Origin of the sequence: Pseudomonas triticifolii, assembly GCF_014358015.1 — a bacterium.
In the GTDB taxonomy this organism is placed as follows: domain Bacteria; phylum Pseudomonadota; class Gammaproteobacteria; order Pseudomonadales; family Pseudomonadaceae; genus Aquipseudomonas; species Aquipseudomonas triticifolii.
On the sequence record NZ_JACONV010000012.1, the window covers coordinates 40036 to 56641 of the forward strand.

Below are 16606 nucleotides of genomic sequence, written 5' to 3' on the forward strand. Positions count from 1 at the left end.
AGTCAAGTCTCCTGGCCGCTGAAAAAACGTTCGACGTGCGCTGCGCTGATATCCTTTGCGCTGTCGTGTTTCCATCGCGGCTTCTTGTCTTTATCGATGATAAGGGCGCGTATGCCTTCGATCAGATCACCGCGCTCGAACCACTGGCGGTCCAGGTGCAGCTCCATCGCGAAGCAGGCGTGCAGTGAAAGGTGTCGACCCCGGCGCAGCATCTCCAGCGTCACGGCCATCGCCAGTGGCGAGTGACCTTGCATGCGTTTTACCGTGTCCAGCGCCCATTGGCGGGTATCGCCGATGGCCACTTCCTGCAGTTGCTCAAGGATGCTCGGGATATCGGGCCGGCCGAAAAAATGGTCGATGGCGGAGCGCAGCAGTTCCAGAGGCGGGCAGGGTAGGCGCTGGGTGCCGAGTTTAGCCATCACGCCTTGCAGGTCTTTGAGCGGCGTCGATTTCCATTTCAGGTGGTCGAGCATGTGATCAAGGCGCGGCATCATTTCGCTGTTCATCGACCAGTCGGCCAACCCGCAATACAACGCGTCGGCCGCGCCGATCTGGCTGCCGGTCACACCGAGCCATGTGCCCAGCTCGCCCGGCAGGCGTGACAGAAAGTAGCTGCCGCCGACATCTGGAAAATACCCGATTGCCACTTCCGGCATACCCAGTCGAGTGCGTTCGGTGACCACGCGCAGATCGGCCCCTTGAATCAGGCCCATGCCGCCGCCCAGCACAAGGCCATCGGCCAGCGCCATCACCGGCTTGCGGTAACCATGAATCGTCAGGTCCAGGGCGTATTCTTCGACAAAGAAAGCTTCATGCAGGTCCAGGCCGTTCTGGTAGCTTTCATAGAGCGCGCGGATGTCACCGCCTGCGCAGAAGGCCTTGTCGCCTGCACCGCGCAGCACCACGGCGTAAACGTTCTCGTCCTCGGCCCAGGCGTCCAGCTGATGTTTGAGCGTGCGCACCATCCCCAGATCGAGGGCGTTGAGCCCGGCGGGACGATTGAGCGTCAGGTGACCGATGTGATTGCGTATTTCGATCAGAATCGCACCCCGGTTGGCAGGTCGCTGGACCGACAGGGCGGATGAAACCTGTGAACTCATTCTGAACTCCTTGTTCGTTTTCGCTTTCTTCTAGTCTGTACCTGGCGCCGCAGCAGATCCTAGCAGTGCAAATGTGCAAAGCAAAACTGCGTTTAAGCATAGAGCAAGGTTTCAAATGGCCATCATTTAAGCCTGTCGTGCCCGTAATAAGCTTTAATGCCACATGCTCTGACGCGAATCATCAAGGCGTTCATGAGTATTCTGGCTGCCGTTAATGTCACACAAGGGAATTTCTCTCGCCCTTCGAAAATGAGCCCCATGAACCGCCTTTTATGACTGACTTTTCATGAGCGATAAATACGCCCCGCGCGAATGGGCACCTCACGAACGTCCCACCATGCCGGGCTCGCCTTCGACGCCTTTGCATTCCAACGCCCGGCGCTGGGCTTTCGCGCTGGTCGGTGTGATCGTGGCGCTCACAGGCGGGCTGGGTAACGCCCTGGTGATTGCCAATCTGCCGTACTTGCAGGGCGCATTGGGCGCGACGTCACAGGACATCGCCTGGCTGCCGGCCGCGTACATCATGACCAACGTGTCGATGAACCTGCTGCTGGTGAAGTTTCGCCAGCAGTTCGGCCTGCGGGCGTTTACCGAGCTGTTTCTGGTGCTGTACGCGTTGGTGACGCTCGCGCACTTATTCGTCAATGACATTGATTCGGCCATCGCCGTGCGGGCAGCCCACGGCATGGTCGGCGCGGCCCTTAGTACGCTGGGTCTGTACTACATGATCCAGGCCTTCCCGCAGAAGTGGCGGATGAAGGCATTGGTGCTCGGCCTGGGCACTGCGCAACTGGCTACACCGCTGGCGCGGCTGGTCTCTGAAGACCTGCTGCAGATTGCCCAATGGCGCGGCCTTTACCTGTTCGAACTGGGCATGGCGCTGCTGTCGCTGGGTTGCGTACTGATGCTCAAGCTGCCGCCGGGCGATCGTTTCAAAGCGTTCGAAAAACTCGACTTCCTGACCTTCGGCCTGCTCGCCACAGGTTTCGCGTTACTGTGCGCTGTGCTGTCGCTGGGACGCATCGAGTGGTGGTTTGAAGCGCCGTGGATCGGCATTGCGTCGGCAGCGTCCATTGCGCTGATCTGCGCAGGGTTAGCCATCGAGCACAACCGCAGCAACCCGTTGCTGATCACCCGCTGGCTGGGCAGTGGCTCGATATTGCGATTGGCGTTGGCGGTGATTCTGTTTCGCATTGTGTTGTCCGAGCAGTCCGTGGGCGCTGTCGGTTTTCTCCAGGCTCTGAACATGGGCAGTCAGCAACTGCACACGCTTTATCTGGTGATGCTGTTGGGCAGCGTCGCCGGGCTTGCGGTCAGTGCCTTGACGATCAACCCTGCGCACTTGATCAAACCTTTGCTGATCTCGCTGGCCATGATGGCGGTCGGGGCATGGATGGACAGTCATTCGACCAACCTGACCCGCCAGTCGAACATGTATATCAGCCAGTTTCTGCTGGCCTTCGGCGGCACTTTTTTCCTGGGACCAACGCTGGTGCTGGGTATCAGTGGTGTGCTGGCCAACCCGCGCAACATGGTGAGCTTTTCGGTTCTGTTCGGGATCACCCAGAACATTGGCGGCCTGATCGGGTCTGCTGCGCTGGGCACGTTTCAGATCGTGCGCGAGAAGTTTCACTCCAGCCACATCGTCGAACACCTGACGCTGATCAACCCGTTGGTGCAGTCGCGCCTGCAAAGCTACAGCGCCAGTTACGCTTCGGTGATCGCCGATCCGGCCCAGCGCAATGCGCAGGGCATTCGTGCCATGGCCACGGCGGCCACGCGAGAAGCGAATGTGCTGGCGTACAACGACGTGTTCATGTTGATCGCGCTGATTGCCGTACTGACCATGGTCTGGATTTCGTTCCGGGTCATCTGGCTGAAAATGACCACTCAACCTCAGGCGCTGGCCCCTGTTACACCCACTGCTGCGCCTTCCGTATCACCGACCGGCGTTCAATCTTCATGACCGAATCGAGCACTCCAACCCCAACTCCTGATGCCGAGCGCAGCGAAACCGTGAAGCGCACCGACGGGCCGGCTCCCGCACCGCTGAAGTCTCCGGTCACCACCCGGCCCAGTTCAAGGCGCAAACGCGTGATCTCCTCGGTACTGTTTGGTGCGGTGGCGCTGGCCGGTGTGCTGGTGGTGCTGTACGCATGGCAGTTGCCACCGTTCACCAGCCCGATCCAGAGCACCGAAAACGCACAGGTCCGTGGCCAGACCACGTTGATCGGGCCGCAACTGAGCGGCTATGTGTACGAGGTGCCGGTGCAGGACTTCCAGTTCGTCAAAGCGGGTGACCTGCTGGTGCGGCTGGATGATCGTATCTACCGACAGCGTCTGGATCAGGCACTGGCCCAACTGAACGTGCAAAAGGCCTCGTTGGCCAACAACCTGCAACAACGCCATAGCGCCGAGGCGACTATTGCCCAGCGTGAGGCGCAGTTGCAGAACACCATCGCGCAAAGTCGCAAGAGTGCCGCCGACCTGCGGCGCAATCAGGCGCTGGTCACCGATGGGTCAGTGTCCAAGAGTGAGCTGGATGTAACCCGTGCCGCGGATGCACAGGCAAATGCTGCGGTTGCCGAAGCCAAGGCAACCTTGCAGATCGCTCGCGAAGACCTGCAAACGGTGATCGTCAACCGGGGTTCACTGCAGGCTTCGGTCGCCAACGCCGAGGCCGCGATTCAATTGGCGCGGATCGACCTGGACAACACCCGCATCGTGGCACCCCGCGACGGGCAGTTGGGGCAGATCGGCGTGCGTCTGGGGGCGTACGTCAATTCCGGGGCGCAGTTGATGGCGCTGGTGCCTGAGCGGCGCTGGATCATTGCCAACCTCAAGGAAACCCAGATGGCCGATGTGCGCCTGGGGCAATCAGTCAGCTTTACCGTCGATGCGCTGGACAATCACAGAATGCACGGCCGGGTACAACGCATCTCGCCTGCGACAGGCTCGGAATTCAGCCTGTTGCCAGCCGACAACGCCACGGGCAACTTCGTGAAGATTTCCCAACGAATTCCGGTGCGCATTGTGGTTGACGATGACCAGCCAATGCTTGAGCGACTGCGGCCGGGGATGTCGGTGGTGGTGAGCATCGACACCAGCACTGACGGCGACGTGCCGCCTGATCCGACGGTGCCTTAGCGGTTATCAGGCGGACCGGTGGGAGCGGTCCGCCTTATCTGTTGACTCAAACGAAGTGACTGAACAGCCAGTACAACGACCCCGATAACAGAATCGCCGCCGGCAGTGTCAGCACCCATGCCGTGGCCAGATTACGCAACGTGCGCATCTGCAATCCCGAGCCATTGGCGACCATCGAGCCAGCCACGCCGGAGGACAACACATGGGTGGTCGAAACCGGCAGGCCGTACATGTCGGCGGCCCCAATGGTCAGCATCGCCACAACTTCTGCCGAAGCACCTTGGGCATAGGTCAGATGAGTCTTGCCGATCCGCTCACCGACCGTCACTACAATACGTTTCCAGCCCACCATGGTGCCCAGGCCCAGCGCAATCGCGACCACAATCTTGACCCAGGTCGGAATGAAGCGGGTGGCGTCATCGATCTGTTTCTTGAAGGCTTCCAGCTTGGACAGGGTGTCGGCATCGAAATGACCGACCTTGTTCTTTTCCATCAACCGGATGGTTTCCGAGGTCAGGTACATGTCGTTACGTACGTTGGTGACTGCCTCGGCCGGCACCTTGGACAGCGAACCGTAACTGCGCACTTCGTTACCGATCATGCCAGTCATCACCGCCAGCGCGGGAATCAGTTCAGGCGTCGCCTGCTTGCTGACCAGATACTGCGAGAGGGTCTGGCGTGAGTCTGCCGGAGCAGGCAGGGGCGAGCTGCGAATCAGTGCCTGCTGCGTGACCTCTGCCACTGCGGCGAACTGCGTGGCCTGATCGGCAGGCATGGTGCGGTTCAGCGCGTAGGCCATGGGCAGAGTGCCGACCAGAATCAGCATGATCAGGCCCATACCTTTTTGCCCGTCGTTGGAGCCGTGGGCGAATGACACCCCCGTGCAGGTGATGATCAGCATGCCGCGAATCCACCAAGGTGGCGGGGTATTGCCCTTGGGTGCCTTGTACAGCGCGCGGTTCTTGATGAACATGCGCATGGCCAGCAACAGCAGTGCGGCACAGCCGAAACCTACCAGCGGCGAGAGCAGCAGCGAATAGCCAATCTTGGTGGCTTGCGACCAGTCCACGCCACTGGTGCCGTCACGCCCGTGCATCAGCGCGTTGGCAATGCCGACGCCGATGATCGAGCCGATCAACGTGTGCGAAGACGACGCAGGCAGTCCCAGCCACCAGGTGCCCAGGTTCCAGATAATCGCCGCAATCAGCAGCGCGAAGATCATGGCAAAGCCCGCCGACGATCCTGTTTGCAGGATCAGTTCCACCGGCAGCAGGGCAATGATGCCGAACGCCACGGCGCCGCTGGAAAGCATCACGCCCAGGAAGTTGAAAAACCCTGACCAGACGACCGCAAAACCGGGTGGCAGCGAGTGGGTGTAGATCACGGTGGCCACTGCGTTGGCGGTGTCGTGGAACCCGTTGACGAACTCGAAGCCCAGCGCGATCAGCAGCGCTACGCCCAACAGAATGAAAGGCGTCCAGGTGGTGACCACCGTGCCCATGTCATCCACGTCCTGTTTGAGGCTGTAGCCGGTGAACACCAGCCCGGCGATGAGAATGGCGAAGAAAATCGTCATGGTCAGTCTGCCGGGTTTACGTCCGAACTGGGTTGCCGACAGGCTCGGCCCGCTGGTGACATCGGGTGAGAGTGCGTTGCTGGCCATGTGTGCAATACCTGGATTGAAAGATTACTGCCATGGTCATTGCAAAATGTGACAAGGACGCGACACAGGTCAACTCATCCGGCTTCAGGGCCGTATTCCTGATCACCGGCAGCTTTAATCGTGACTGACAGGCGTCAGATCAGTAATCGCTGCGTTTGCGAAACGCCCAGCGCCCGGCCACGAATGTGAAGGTTGCCACCAGTGCCACCAGAATCCAGAAGCCTTCAGGATCGGTGGCCAACGGAACGCCGCCCACGTTCATGCCGAAGAAACCGGCGACGATGTTGATCGGCAAGGCCAGCACCGTGACAACGGTCAGGGTGAAGAGGGTGCGACTGCTTTGCTCGTTGAGGTTGGCAGCAATCTCTTCCTGCAGCAGCTTGATGCGTTCGCCCAGCGCCGTCAGGTCGTTGATGACCAGCGATGATTCTTCGATGGATTGCCGCAGGGCTTGAATATCCTGCTCGCGCAGCCATTGCGGTGGACGATGCAGCATGCGCATCAGTGAGCCCGGTTCCAGCGCCAGCAGGCGTTGCAAGCGAACCAGCACGCGGCGCATGGCACCCAGTTCCGAGCGGTTGTTACTCAGGCGCTGGGACAGCAACTGGTCTTCGATGCGGTCGACGTTGACGCTGGTCTTGCGCAGGAATTGGGTCAGCACTTCGCCTTGATCGCTCAGCAGGTGAGCCAGAAGTTCCAGCGGAGAGTCGAACTGTTCGCCTCGTTTGACCGACGAGCGTAGTTTGTCCACCGAACGCAAAGGTTGCAGCCGGGCCGTGATCAACAGGCGCTGACGGGCACAGACCCACAGTGTGGAGATATCGGTGGAAAGCCGGTTGAAATCGAACACCACGTCGTTGACCACCGCAAGCAGGGTGGCATCGACATGTTCGATTCGGGTGGAACGTGAACCTTCATGCAGCGCTTCGAAAAACTCTTCGGGCAGCTCCAGATTGGCTTTCATCCAGCGTTCGCAGGCAGCATGCGACAGATTGAGGTGCAGCCAGATAAAGTCATTGCTGTCAGGTGGATGTTGCAGATAATCCAGTGCAGCGGCCGAGCCGATCTCCTGGCCGCTTTCACCCGGTTGGAAGCGGAAGCCGTAGAGCAGGCCAAAAAGGTCGGAATCCTGATGATGGTGCGCGATGCTGTGGTTCATGGCAGTCCACGTGCGGCCTGGCCCGGAAGGGGAGGCGAAGGCCGCATGATGACAAGCCGTTATTTCAGATTTGTGACTGAATGTTGCAGGTTATGTCTCAAACCATCGCCAGCGGCATTTTGCGGGTCGGAGCCGGCCACGCACGGTCGATATCGGCCAGGTCCTGTTCGGTCAGCCGGATCTGCTCTGCCGCGATGTTCAGGCGAATGTGTTCAGGGTTGGTCGCCTTGGGGATGGCGATCATGTTGTCCTGACGCAGCACCCATGCCAGCGAGATCTGCGCAGGCGTGGCGTTATGGCGATTGGCGATTTCGTGCAGCGCAGGGTGATACAACAGGTCGCCCGCCTGACCGATCGGGCAGTACGCCATCAGCGGCAGATGACGATTGGCGCTCCATAGCATCAGGTCGAACTCGATGCCGCGTTGCTCCGGGTTGTACAGCACCTGATTGGTCGCGCAGTGCGGATTGTCCAGCTCGATCATGTCCGGGACATCGAAATTGGACACGCCCCAGGCCCCGATCTTGCCTTCCTCACGCAGCCGCTCGAAAGCGTCGACGGTTTCAGTCAGCGGGTACTGGCCGGGCCAGTGAAGCAGGTAAAGGTCGATGTAGTCGGTATTCATCCTGCGCAGGCTGGCCTCGCAGGCTTTCGGAATTCCCGAGCGGCTGGCGTTGTGTGGATAAACCTTGCTGACAATGAAGACCTTGTCGCGCTGCCCGGCGATGGCTTGTCCGACGATTTCCTCGGCAGCGCCGTCGGCGTACATTTCAGCCGTGTCGATCAGGGTCAGGCCCTGTTCGATACCAAGGCACAGTCCTGCTATTTCAGCCGAGCGCAGGTGCGCCTTTTCGCCCATGTGCCAGGTGCCCTGACCCAGCACTGGTACGGTGTTGCCTGCCAATTCCAGTGTGCGCATATGACCCCCTGCGATTAAGTGAACAGGTCTCAGGCAACAAGGTCTGCACGAGGTTCCCGTACAGACCTTTGAAGCGATCAATTACACGCGGAATTGCTTCAGCAGACCGTTCAACTGCTCGCTCAGCCTGCCCAAGTGCTGGCTGGCGCTGGTCGACTGTTCGGCGGCCAATGCCGTGCTTTGGGACAGTTGCGCGGCCTGGGTCACGTTCTGGTTGATATCATCGACCACATGCGACTGCTGCAGGGTGGCGCTGGCGATGGACGCGTTGAGGCCATTGAGATTGCGCAAGGCCTGGCTGATCGAGGTCAGGCTCTGACCTGCCTGATTGGCCTGTTCGATGGTCAACTGCGAGGAGCGACTGCTGTCGCCGATGACCTTGACCGCGGCATCTGAATGACGCTGCAGGCGTTCGATCATCGCCTGGATTTCGGCCGTGGACTTCTGGGTGCGTTGCGCAAGCAGGCGTACCTCGTCAGCCACTACTGCAAAGCCACGGCCTTGTTCGCCCGCACGGGCCGCTTCGATGGCAGCGTTGAGGGCCAGCAGGTTGGTCTGTTCGGCAATCGAGCTGATCACCTCAAGCACACCCCCGATCTGGGTGCTTTCGCTGGACAGGGTATGCATCACTTCCACCGCCTGGCCGATGGTGCCCGAGAGGTGTTCGATCTGGCGCAGGCTGTTGTCGATGTTGACCTGACCCTGCTGCGCCTGCGACTCGGCATTACGCATTTCGCTGGCGGCATGCTCGGCATTCTTGGCCACGTCCTGTACGCCGTAAGTCACCTCATTGACGGCGGTGGCGACCAGGTCCATCTGTTGCGATTGCTGCAGGCTGCGGTTCTGTGCCTGCTCGGCGTTGCTGCCAAGGTCCGTCGATGCTTGTCCGAGTGCCACGGCCGAACTCTGCAACTGAACGACCACATTGCGCAATTTGGCAATGAAAGCGTTGAAGTGCTTGCCCAGTTCGGTGATTTCATCGCTGCCATGGGTTTCAAGTGTGCGGGTCAGGTCACTCTCGCCGCTGGCGATGTTGCTCATGGCGATGACGGCTGCTCGCAGAGGACGGACAATGCTGCGCACGATCAAGGTCAGCATCAGGATCATGACCAGCACAATGCCAGCGATAAAGATCCCGGCATTCCACAGCTGAGTCTTGAACTCTGCGGCCACATCATCCACATAAACGCCGGAACCCAGAATCCAGCCCCAGGGCTGAAACAGCTGAACGTAGGAGATCTTTTTCACCGGTTCCGTTGCACCGGGCTTGGGCCAGCGATAGTTGACCATACCTGCATTCTTGCTTTTGACCAGCGTGACCATTTCGTTGAACACCGCAAAACCGTCCGGGTCCTTGATGGCCGACAGGTTCTGGCCTTCGAGCTTGGGATTGGTGGGGTGCATGACCATCACGGGCTGCAGGTCGTTGATCCAGAAATAGTCGCTCTGGCTGTAACGCAAGCCTTTGATCTCTTTCAACGCCTGCTGCTGTGCAGCCTCGCGGGACATGGTGCCCGCAGCTTCCAGGCCTTGGTAGAAGGTGAGAATGCCACTGGCGGTCTGAACCACGTGCATGGTCTTTTCAGCCTTGGCCTGATAAAGATCGTCGTGAATCTGCTTGAGCAACGTCGCTGCCAGGACAAAGAGCATCAGCACAGAAACGATAAGAATCAGCCATAACCGGCGGCTGATGGAAAAACTGCGCATATTCATGATCTTTACCCCATCCATTATTTTTCTTTTCCCTTTGAGGCTGACAGGCGTGAACAGCACGAAACGCCTTGACGCGTTGCCTCTCCAGCTTTTCGGAGCATCATGAACAAACATGAGATCGCAGTCACACTTTTTTACAGCCACATGGAACTTTTATGCAGCTATAGCGAAAGGCTTACGCAATCAGGCGTCATTGGCTCTTTTCGCTGACCATGAGTGATTGTAGGATCCAATCCAACAGCTGCAGCGACGGAACGATGCAGTGATCAGGGAGGATCGACCATTGCCAGGAGGCTACTGACAGGATGTCGGGATGGTCATGTTTGCAGGAACGACCCGCTTCGGCGGGTTTTTTGCGTTCTGGAGAATGGTTTTGGACGCGCAGCGATCAGTCAGGTGCGCAGCCTTTGAGTACCAGGCGCAGGATGGTTCGGGTTGCAGCCTCGTAGTCCTCCTCATCTAGACGGGCCTTACCGGTGACGGTCGCAATCTGCCAGTCGAAGTCGGCGTACGTCTGGGTTGCTGCCCAGATCGTGAACATCAGATGATGCGGATCGATAGGCGCGATCTGTCCGCTGTCGATCCACGCCTGAATACAGTCGATGTTATGCCGGGCCTGACCGTTGAGCTGTTCGATCTGTTGCGGTGTGAGGTGGGGCGCGCCGTGCATGATCTCGCTGGCGAACACTTTCGACGCAAACGGCAGGTCGCGGGAGATCTGGATCTTGGCGCGAATGTAGCCGCTCAACACCTCGGCAGGCACGCCCTCGGGGTTGAAAGGCGTCGAGGCACGCAGGATCGGCTCGATGATGCTTTCCAGCACCTCGCGATACAGGTTTTCCTTGGACTTGAAGTAGTAGTAGACGTTGGGCTTGGGGACACCGGCCCTGGCGGCGATGTCGCTGGTCTTGCTGGCAGCGAAGCCCTTGTCGGCAAATTCCTCGCTGGCGGCACGCAGGATGAGTTCTTTATTGCGCTCGCGAATGCTGCTCATGACCCGGATTTTCCCTTGCCTGCATGGCGGTCGCGCATGGTAGCACCGGGTTTGCGAGCGGCTCAATGCTGAGGATCGGCGGGCTTGGCGTCAGCTGCCCCAGCTGGACCCTGGCGTTTACACACGGGTGCCCGGCCGCAGAGGCAGTGTTGCAGGTATAGCAAAAGGCTTACATCGTCAGACGTTATTGGCTCTGTTCCCTGACTCGTCAGCCACGTAGGATCCAATCCAACAGCTGCAGCGAAGGAACGATGCAGCGATCAGGGAGGATCGACCATTGCCAGGAGGCTACTGACAGGATGTCGGGATGGTCATGTTCGCAAAACGACCCGCTTCGGCGGGTTTTTTGCGTTCTGGAGATTCTGATCAAGCGTCACTGCCTAACCTGCCTTGCTTGTCTGCTTGACCCGCAATGGTCAAGGCAGTCGGTCGGCAACTGCTTTTAAAAGCTCGATTGCCGACCGACGTCATCAACTGTCAGGGCTCATAACAGTTGTTCATACAATCAAAGAGACCTCGGCCTCACTGATTACGCGTCACTCGCCACACGGTGTTGGCCAGGTCATCGGCAATGATCAGCGCGCCTTTGGGGTCGACCGTTACGCCGACAGGCCGGCCACGGGTCTTGCCATCCTCGCCACGAAAGCCCGTCGCGAAGTCCAGCGGTTCACCTGACGGCTTGCCGTTACTGAACGGCACGAAGATCACTTTGTAACCCACAGGGTTGTCGCGGTTCCAGCTGCCGTGCTCGCCGACGAAGACGCCATTGGCGAACTTGTCGCCCATCTGCGGGATGGAGAAATCCACGCCCAGTGCAGCAACGTGAGAGCCGAGGCTGTAGTCCGGTTTGATCGCGGCGGCGACTTTTTCCGGTTTCTGCGGCTGGGCGCGGGTGTCGACGTTCTGACCCCAGTAGCTGTAAGGCCAGCCATAGAAGCCGCCTTCCTTCACTGAACTCAGGTAGTCGGGCACCAGATCCGGGCCCAGTTCGTCCCGCTCGTTGACGACCGCCCACAGTTGTCCGGTTTCCGGCTGAATGGTCAGCGCGGTCGGGTTACGAATCCCGGTGGCGTAAGGTTTGTGCGCCCCGGTTGCGGCATCGATCTGCCACACCATTGCCCGGTCGATCTCGACCTCCATGCCACGTTCTGTGACGTTACTGTTCGAGCCGATGCCGACGTAGAGGAAGCGACCGTCGGGGCTGATGGTCAGCGCCTTGGTCCAGTGGTGGTTGATGGCGGAAGGCAGGTCAGCGACTTTGGTGGGCGCGCCACTGGCCTGGGTCTGGCCGTCCTGATAGTCGAAGCGCACCAGTGCGTCCTGATTGGCGACGTACAACTTACCGTCGGCAAACGCCAGGCCGTAAGGCGCATTGAGGTTTTCGGCAAACACGGTCTTCATTTCGTAGGTGCCGTCGCCATCGGCGTCACGCAGCAGCGTCAGGCGGTTGCCGCCTTTGACCTTGGTATTGCCCTCGGCCTTGATCACGCTGGCGATGACATCCTTGGGCTTGAGCTTGGCAGCGCTGCCGCCGCGACCTTCCGCCACGATGATGTCGCCGTTGGGCAGGACCAGCGTCTGGCGGGGAATGCGCAGGTCGGTCGCGATGGCTGTGACGTTGAACCCTTCAGGCACGGTTGGTTTCTGATCGCCCCAGGCGACGGGCTCGGCAATCTTCATGCTTGGCAACAGGCCACGTTGCGGCTCGGGCAGTTTAGGGTCCGGGCCACGTGCCTGTGTGCTGTCCGGTTCGCCACCACAGGCGCTCAGCAGCAGCGCCATACTCAAGGCTGTCAGTGCGATTTGAGGTCTCATTGCTCGTCTCCCGAACGCAGGTTGGTCAGTCCGATCCAGGCAGCCACAATGGCCAGCAGGGTCACGATGACTGAAAGCACCAGGCCCGAAGGCATGACGGCCCACGCATCCTTGGCATGCTCAAACGCATTGACCAATCCCAATACCCAGGTGATCAGCAACAGCACAAAGTACATGACCGGGCGGCCAGCCTTGTGGTCTGCACGGACCAGATTGACCAGCGCGAACAACAGCGCAAAACCGCAGAACACCAGCGCTCCGGCGATCAGCCAGGAGGCGAAGTTGGCCCACTGAATCTGGAAGGTTTGGTAGTAGGCGATGTCACTCAACAATGCGCCCAGAAACAGCGGCACGGTTCCGGCCAGCAGAATCGCGTGAAGCGGGCCTGGTGTCCTTCGGTAAGCAGGGTGGGCGGTAACGGTCATAGCGGCTCCTTATTGTTCAGCGACCCTGGGCCAAGGCACAGCACGAATGCACTGGCCGCCGGGGTCGCATTGACTGCGCATATGAAAGGATCGTGCCGCTAAAGCGATAGTTCAGTGAGTTTTCATGTCCAAATGTGTGGGAAGCGTAAACACGCAGGAAATGTGTGTCAGCCGTGTGGCAGAGCGTTCGCCGGAGCTGGCTGCGGATTGACGGATGACCTCAGGGTATGAAGAGGCTCTTACAGTCATTAAACATGCGGTGTTTTGATCAAAGCCTTCGCGAGCAAGCTCGCTCCCACCAAACCGCGTTGCTTCAGGAATACATGACTCAATCCTGTGTGGCATCTGGTAACTGTTCAAGCTATTTTTATGGGTTACAATGGCCGCCGACATTTCAGGAGTATATTCATGACGACCCCAGACGCTAACGTCGATCTCCCGGCTCCGTTGGTATTGGCCGATCACCCGGCGCTTGATCTGCTCAATACCCGGATGATGATAGAAGGGCAAAAGCGTGACCTGTTGAATAGCCACGAAGCGGCTGTCCGCTGGCTTGAGCAGGTTGGCCTGGGGCATGACGTGGGCCATCAAGGCTTGCTCGACGAACTGAAAGCACTGCGCGATAGCATTGAGCAACTGGTTCAGGCGCGTCTGGAGAACCGTGCGGCGGATCCCTCAGGGCTCAATGCCTTTCTGCTTCGGGCCGTTCCACAGCTGATATGGGAGCCGTCGAAAGTCCCGACGCTGGAGCGTTTCTGTCAGCCGACTGCGACAGATCGGGTGCTGGGCGAGCTCGCTTACGGGGCCGCGCAATTGTTGGCCGAAGGCGACCTGACGTTGTTGCGCAAGTGTGAAAGCCATGAGTGTTCACTCATGTTCTACGACCGCACCAAATCGCACAAACGACGCTGGTGCAGCATGGCGCTGTGTGGCAATCGGCATAAGGTGGCCGAGTTCCGCAAGCGCCGGCAGGCGGCCGGAAAATGAAGCGCCAGGCTGGAACGCTGGCTTAGCGCTTGCAGACCTGGCCCGCAATCGCATCCAGCTCACGGTCATAACTGGCGCGCTCACCCGCGCTGAGAAAGCCCTGCGTTTTTACGAAGCCCGCGCTGTCGGAGCGGATCCTTTCAATGCGCTGGAAGAGTTCGTCAGCCTGCTTCTGCGACAGGTGCCTGGCCTTGCGCGAGGTGCCGATATCGGCCTGCAGAATGTTGGACCTCAGGGCGATATGCGCCTGATTCCTGTCGGTCACGCTGCCGCCGGTCTGGCCATCCAGCGCGCGCTGCTCGGTCAGGTTGCAACTGGGCAGGTCCATACTGGATGGGGCGGCGAAGGCGCTGGTGTTCAGCAGGATGATGACGGCAGCTAAACGAATTTTCATGGCTTTCCCGTTAATCCCGAGGTTGACCGCCCAGGTCGCTTGCGTACTGAACGCCTCAGCCGCTGCCTGCATGGCAGGATCAGTTTTTTACAGCTTTCGGCGGATTGTCCTGGCGGTAGGTGTGCTGCGGTTTGATCACCAACTGCTTGACCTGGCTGTCCAGCTCCTTGCTGTGATAAAGGTCCAGACACTTGAGCAGTTCAAAACGAACATTCTTGACCTCTGACTCAACCAGCGGATTTCGGTAATCCCTCGCCAGAAAACGATCGATCAATGGCTTGCCGGCGGTCGGCGCCTTTTCCAGATCGAAGTAAGTCCAGTCCATGAGGGCACTGGCGCTGCTGCCTGCGTCTTTGGCGGCTTGCGGTTCGTCTTTATAGGCGGTGGCAATGCAGTCAGCCAGCACCATGTCCTTGTAGTTCTGGGCGTAGGTGCGTCCGCCTGCTTGCGGGGACTGAACCGGGTCATCCTTGGCCTGGCTGATAAAAGGCGCTGCCGCGATGACCAGTGCCACAACTGCGGTCGAGAGTTTCATTAACGCAGGCTCCAGAAGTTCGCACGGTCGGTCTGATAGTTCACGCCTGGCTCGTTGAAGTAGCAGTGGTCATAGCAACTGCTGCCGTCAAACAGGGTGGCATGCCCTTGAGCGTCCGACCAGCCGGACACTTCAAACAGGATCAACCCTTTTTTGCCTGCCAATGGACCGCCATCGGCTGCGGGGTATTTAACCGTCTCGGCTTCTCCCCACTGCCGCTCCAGGTAGGCAATGAGGTTTTTAACGCGAAAAAAATACCAACGCTTGTCTGCACCTGACACGGTCTCTCCCGCGATGCGCGGTATGAGCGAGCCTGAATAATTAAGGATATAACTCATGCGAACGGCACAGGTATTGACCCATCTGACGTTAGGGTCCCGACTGTTGACGTTCATCGCGACAGTGCCGCCAATGACAGTCGCAACTTTCCCTGAAGGATTTTGAGCGTCGTATATCCGCTGTGAAGCTGCCCACGCGCTAGAGAACGAAGGTCGAATCATGTTTCATCCTTGATGCCGTAAGGTTGGTGGTGGCGGCAGTCTAATCTTCCGTTTAATGGCTGACGATACTGGCAGCGAGCTACCAGGTATGACACCGGACAGTCAGCCTGGCCGGTGTCGATTCAGGGCTACCGCTTAAGGAATCAGCCGCGCACGACGCAACTTCTCGAACACCTCGAAAAACGCATCGTCGCTCGCCTTGAATGCGCTAAAGCCCAGTTTGCGGCTTTTCGACATGTCGGTGACGACTTCAATCGGGCGACCCAGGTCGGCGTCGGTGTGCCAGGGTGAAATCAGGCGATTGATATCGCCTTCCTTGAGCTGATGCTTGTTGACGATGTCGGTCCACGCCGTCTGATCGTCAGCCATCTGCTCTTCCAGCGGCGCGGGCTGACCGGGGAAGTCGGCTGCCTGCAGGCCGAAGTAGTCGGCGATCTGGCCCCACATCCAGCTCCAGCGAAACACATCGCCGTTGGTGATGTTGAACGCCTGATTGGCTGCTTCAGGCGTGGTCGCTGCCCACAATTGTTGCTGGGCGAGCTGACGCGCGTCGGTCATGTCGGTCAGGCTGTCCCACTGGACGCGGGAGCCGGGGAACACGAACGGGCGGCCTGTGGCCTTGCAGATCGTCGCGTAGACGGCCAGTGTGGTGGCCATGTTCATCGCGTTGCCGACCGCCACACCTGTGACGGTGTGCGGACGGTGAACGCTCCATGTGAAGCCGTCTTTTTTGGCCGCTGCGAAGACTTCATCTTCCTGCGCGTAATAGAAGTTCTCGATGTCCAGACGCGGCTGGGTTTCCCTAAACGGCGTCTGTGGCAATGTGCCTTTGCCATAGGCTTCGAACGGGCCAAGGTAATGTTTGAGGCCGGTCACCAGCGCCACATGTTGCACGCTGTTGGCGGCGCGAACGGCGTCCAGCACGTTGCGCACCATCGCGGCATTGACGCGAATGTTTTCAGCTTCGGTGGCCTGGCGCGACCACGTGGTGATAAATACGTGAGTAGGCTTGAGATCAGCCAGCGCGGCGTTCAGCGACGCCGGGTCCTGAAGATCGGCAGCCACGGGAATCACACCGGGTACTGACGATGGACTGCGGGAGAGGGCTGCAACCTGCCAGTCATGTTCCAGCAACAATTGCGTGATTGCGCTGCCGACAATGCCACTTGCGCCAACAACCAGGGCGGTCTGGGTCATGGGGTTCTCCTGAGGGTGAATGAACAGTCACGCAGGTTCAGAACCATTTTGTACCAGA

Annotated in this window: 15 protein-coding genes; 3 read left to right on the top strand and 12 right to left on the bottom strand. The window is 59.1% G+C overall.

Going from position 1 to position 16606, the window contains the following annotated elements; translation table 11 throughout:
• Positions 1 to 2: 2 nt before the first annotated feature.
• The gene (locus H8S56_RS16155; protein ID WP_187519176.1) at positions 3 to 1100 is read right to left on the bottom strand and encodes an enoyl-CoA hydratase/isomerase family protein; all 1098 of its coding nucleotides are present in this window, start codon (positions 1098 to 1100) and stop codon (positions 3 to 5) included.
• A gap of 286 nt (positions 1101 to 1386) precedes the next feature.
• Between H8S56_RS16155 and H8S56_RS16160 the strand changes: the two genes are divergently transcribed.
• Entirely contained in the window at positions 1387 to 3066 is a 1680-nt protein-coding gene (locus H8S56_RS16160; RefSeq protein ID WP_024687917.1) for an MFS transporter, read from the top strand.
• A complete protein-coding gene (locus H8S56_RS16165; RefSeq protein WP_024694819.1) occupies positions 3063 to 4247 on the top strand; it encodes an HlyD family secretion protein in 1185 nt (394 codons plus the stop codon). Before H8S56_RS16160 ends, H8S56_RS16165 begins: the two co-directional genes overlap by 4 nt.
• Positions 4248 to 4293: 46 nt before the next feature.
• On the opposite strand, the gene H8S56_RS16170 is transcribed toward H8S56_RS16165, so the two are convergent.
• From H8S56_RS16170 to H8S56_RS16200, 7 genes are all read right to left on the bottom strand, one after another.
• Positions 4294 to 5910: an inorganic phosphate transporter gene (locus H8S56_RS16170; RefSeq protein WP_187519177.1), complete on the bottom strand. Its 1617-nt coding sequence runs from the start codon at positions 5908 to 5910 to the stop codon at positions 4294 to 4296.
• A 139-nt stretch (positions 5911 to 6049) separates the two neighbouring features.
• The gene (locus tag H8S56_RS16175; protein WP_024687920.1) at positions 6050 to 7069 is read right to left on the bottom strand and encodes a transporter; all 1020 of its coding nucleotides are present in this window, start codon (positions 7067 to 7069) and stop codon (positions 6050 to 6052) included.
• Between the two features lie 97 nt (positions 7070 to 7166).
• Positions 7167 to 7988, bottom strand: coding sequence for an aldo/keto reductase (locus tag H8S56_RS16180; RefSeq protein ID WP_187519178.1), 822 nt, complete (start codon positions 7986 to 7988; stop codon positions 7167 to 7169).
• An 81-nt stretch (positions 7989 to 8069) separates the two neighbouring features.
• Positions 8070 to 9701, bottom strand: coding sequence for a methyl-accepting chemotaxis protein (locus H8S56_RS16185; RefSeq protein WP_187519179.1), 1632 nt, complete (start codon positions 9699 to 9701; stop codon positions 8070 to 8072).
• Positions 9702 to 10089: 388 nt separating this feature from the next.
• The gene (locus H8S56_RS16190; RefSeq protein ID WP_187519180.1) at positions 10090 to 10695 is read right to left on the bottom strand and encodes a TetR/AcrR family transcriptional regulator; all 606 of its coding nucleotides are present in this window, start codon (positions 10693 to 10695) and stop codon (positions 10090 to 10092) included.
• Positions 10696 to 11217: 522 nt separating this feature from the next.
• Entirely contained in the window at positions 11218 to 12510 is a 1293-nt protein-coding gene (locus H8S56_RS16195) for a PQQ-dependent sugar dehydrogenase (protein ID WP_187519181.1), read from the bottom strand.
• On the bottom strand, positions 12507 to 12935 hold the full coding sequence (locus H8S56_RS16200; protein ID WP_187519182.1) for a DUF2231 domain-containing protein: 429 nt from the start codon (positions 12933 to 12935) through the stop codon (positions 12507 to 12509). Before H8S56_RS16200 ends, H8S56_RS16195 begins: the two co-directional genes overlap by 4 nt.
• Before the next feature lie 408 nt (positions 12936 to 13343).
• Between H8S56_RS16200 and H8S56_RS16205 the strand changes: the two genes are divergently transcribed.
• Positions 13344 to 13922 (top strand): CGNR zinc finger domain-containing protein, encoded by a 579-nt coding sequence (locus tag H8S56_RS16205; RefSeq protein WP_024695209.1) that lies wholly within the window; start codon positions 13344 to 13346, stop codon positions 13920 to 13922.
• A 22-nt stretch (positions 13923 to 13944) separates the two neighbouring features.
• On the opposite strand, the gene H8S56_RS16210 is transcribed toward H8S56_RS16205, so the two are convergent.
• From H8S56_RS16210 to H8S56_RS16225, 4 genes are all read right to left on the bottom strand, one after another.
• A complete protein-coding gene (locus H8S56_RS16210) occupies positions 13945 to 14316 on the bottom strand; it encodes a hypothetical protein (protein WP_187519183.1) in 372 nt (123 codons plus the stop codon).
• A gap of 79 nt (positions 14317 to 14395) precedes the next feature.
• The gene (locus H8S56_RS16215; RefSeq protein WP_024684768.1) at positions 14396 to 14851 is read right to left on the bottom strand and encodes a type VI secretion system amidase immunity protein Tai4; all 456 of its coding nucleotides are present in this window, start codon (positions 14849 to 14851) and stop codon (positions 14396 to 14398) included.
• Positions 14851 to 15351 (bottom strand): type VI secretion system amidase effector protein Tae4, encoded by a 501-nt coding sequence (locus tag H8S56_RS16220; protein WP_024684767.1) that lies wholly within the window; start codon positions 15349 to 15351, stop codon positions 14851 to 14853. Before H8S56_RS16220 ends, H8S56_RS16215 begins: the two co-directional genes overlap by 1 nt.
• A 135-nt stretch (positions 15352 to 15486) precedes the next feature.
• Positions 15487 to 16548, bottom strand: a complete 1062-nt coding sequence (locus tag H8S56_RS16225) for an SDR family oxidoreductase (RefSeq protein WP_187519184.1) — start codon at positions 16546 to 16548, stop codon at positions 15487 to 15489.
• Between the last annotated feature and the right edge of the window lie 58 nt (positions 16549 to 16606).

Excerpts from the sequence above, each read along its gene's own strand:
- H8S56_RS16155 (WP_187519176.1), bottom strand. The coding sequence starts at position 1,100 with ATGAGTTCACAGGTTTCATCCGCCCTGTCGGTCCAGCGACCTGCCAAC.
- H8S56_RS16160 (WP_024687917.1), top strand. The coding sequence starts at position 1,387 with ATGAGCGATAAATACGCCCCGCGCGAATGGGCACCTCACGAACGTCCC.
- H8S56_RS16165 (WP_024694819.1), top strand. The coding sequence starts at position 3,063 with ATGACCGAATCGAGCACTCCAACCCCAACTCCTGATGCCGAGCGCAGC.
- H8S56_RS16170 (WP_187519177.1), bottom strand. The coding sequence starts at position 5,910 with ATGGCCAGCAACGCACTCTCACCCGATGTCACCAGCGGGCCGAGCCTG.
- H8S56_RS16175 (WP_024687920.1), bottom strand. The coding sequence starts at position 7,069 with ATGAACCACAGCATCGCGCACCATCATCAGGATTCCGACCTTTTTGGC.
- H8S56_RS16180 (WP_187519178.1), bottom strand. The coding sequence starts at position 7,988 with ATGCGCACACTGGAATTGGCAGGCAACACCGTACCAGTGCTGGGTCAG.
- H8S56_RS16185 (WP_187519179.1), bottom strand. The coding sequence starts at position 9,701 with ATGAATATGCGCAGTTTTTCCATCAGCCGCCGGTTATGGCTGATTCTT.
- H8S56_RS16190 (WP_187519180.1), bottom strand. The coding sequence starts at position 10,695 with ATGAGCAGCATTCGCGAGCGCAATAAAGAACTCATCCTGCGTGCCGCC.
- H8S56_RS16195 (WP_187519181.1), bottom strand. The coding sequence starts at position 12,510 with ATGAGACCTCAAATCGCACTGACAGCCTTGAGTATGGCGCTGCTGCTG.
- H8S56_RS16200 (WP_187519182.1), bottom strand. The coding sequence starts at position 12,935 with ATGACCGTTACCGCCCACCCTGCTTACCGAAGGACACCAGGCCCGCTT.
- H8S56_RS16205 (WP_024695209.1), top strand. The coding sequence starts at position 13,344 with ATGACGACCCCAGACGCTAACGTCGATCTCCCGGCTCCGTTGGTATTG.
- H8S56_RS16210 (WP_187519183.1), bottom strand. The coding sequence starts at position 14,316 with ATGAAAATTCGTTTAGCTGCCGTCATCATCCTGCTGAACACCAGCGCC.
- H8S56_RS16215 (WP_024684768.1), bottom strand. The coding sequence starts at position 14,851 with ATGAAACTCTCGACCGCAGTTGTGGCACTGGTCATCGCGGCAGCGCCT.
- H8S56_RS16220 (WP_024684767.1), bottom strand. The coding sequence starts at position 15,351 with ATGATTCGACCTTCGTTCTCTAGCGCGTGGGCAGCTTCACAGCGGATA.
- H8S56_RS16225 (WP_187519184.1), bottom strand. The coding sequence starts at position 16,548 with ATGACCCAGACCGCCCTGGTTGTTGGCGCAAGTGGCATTGTCGGCAGC.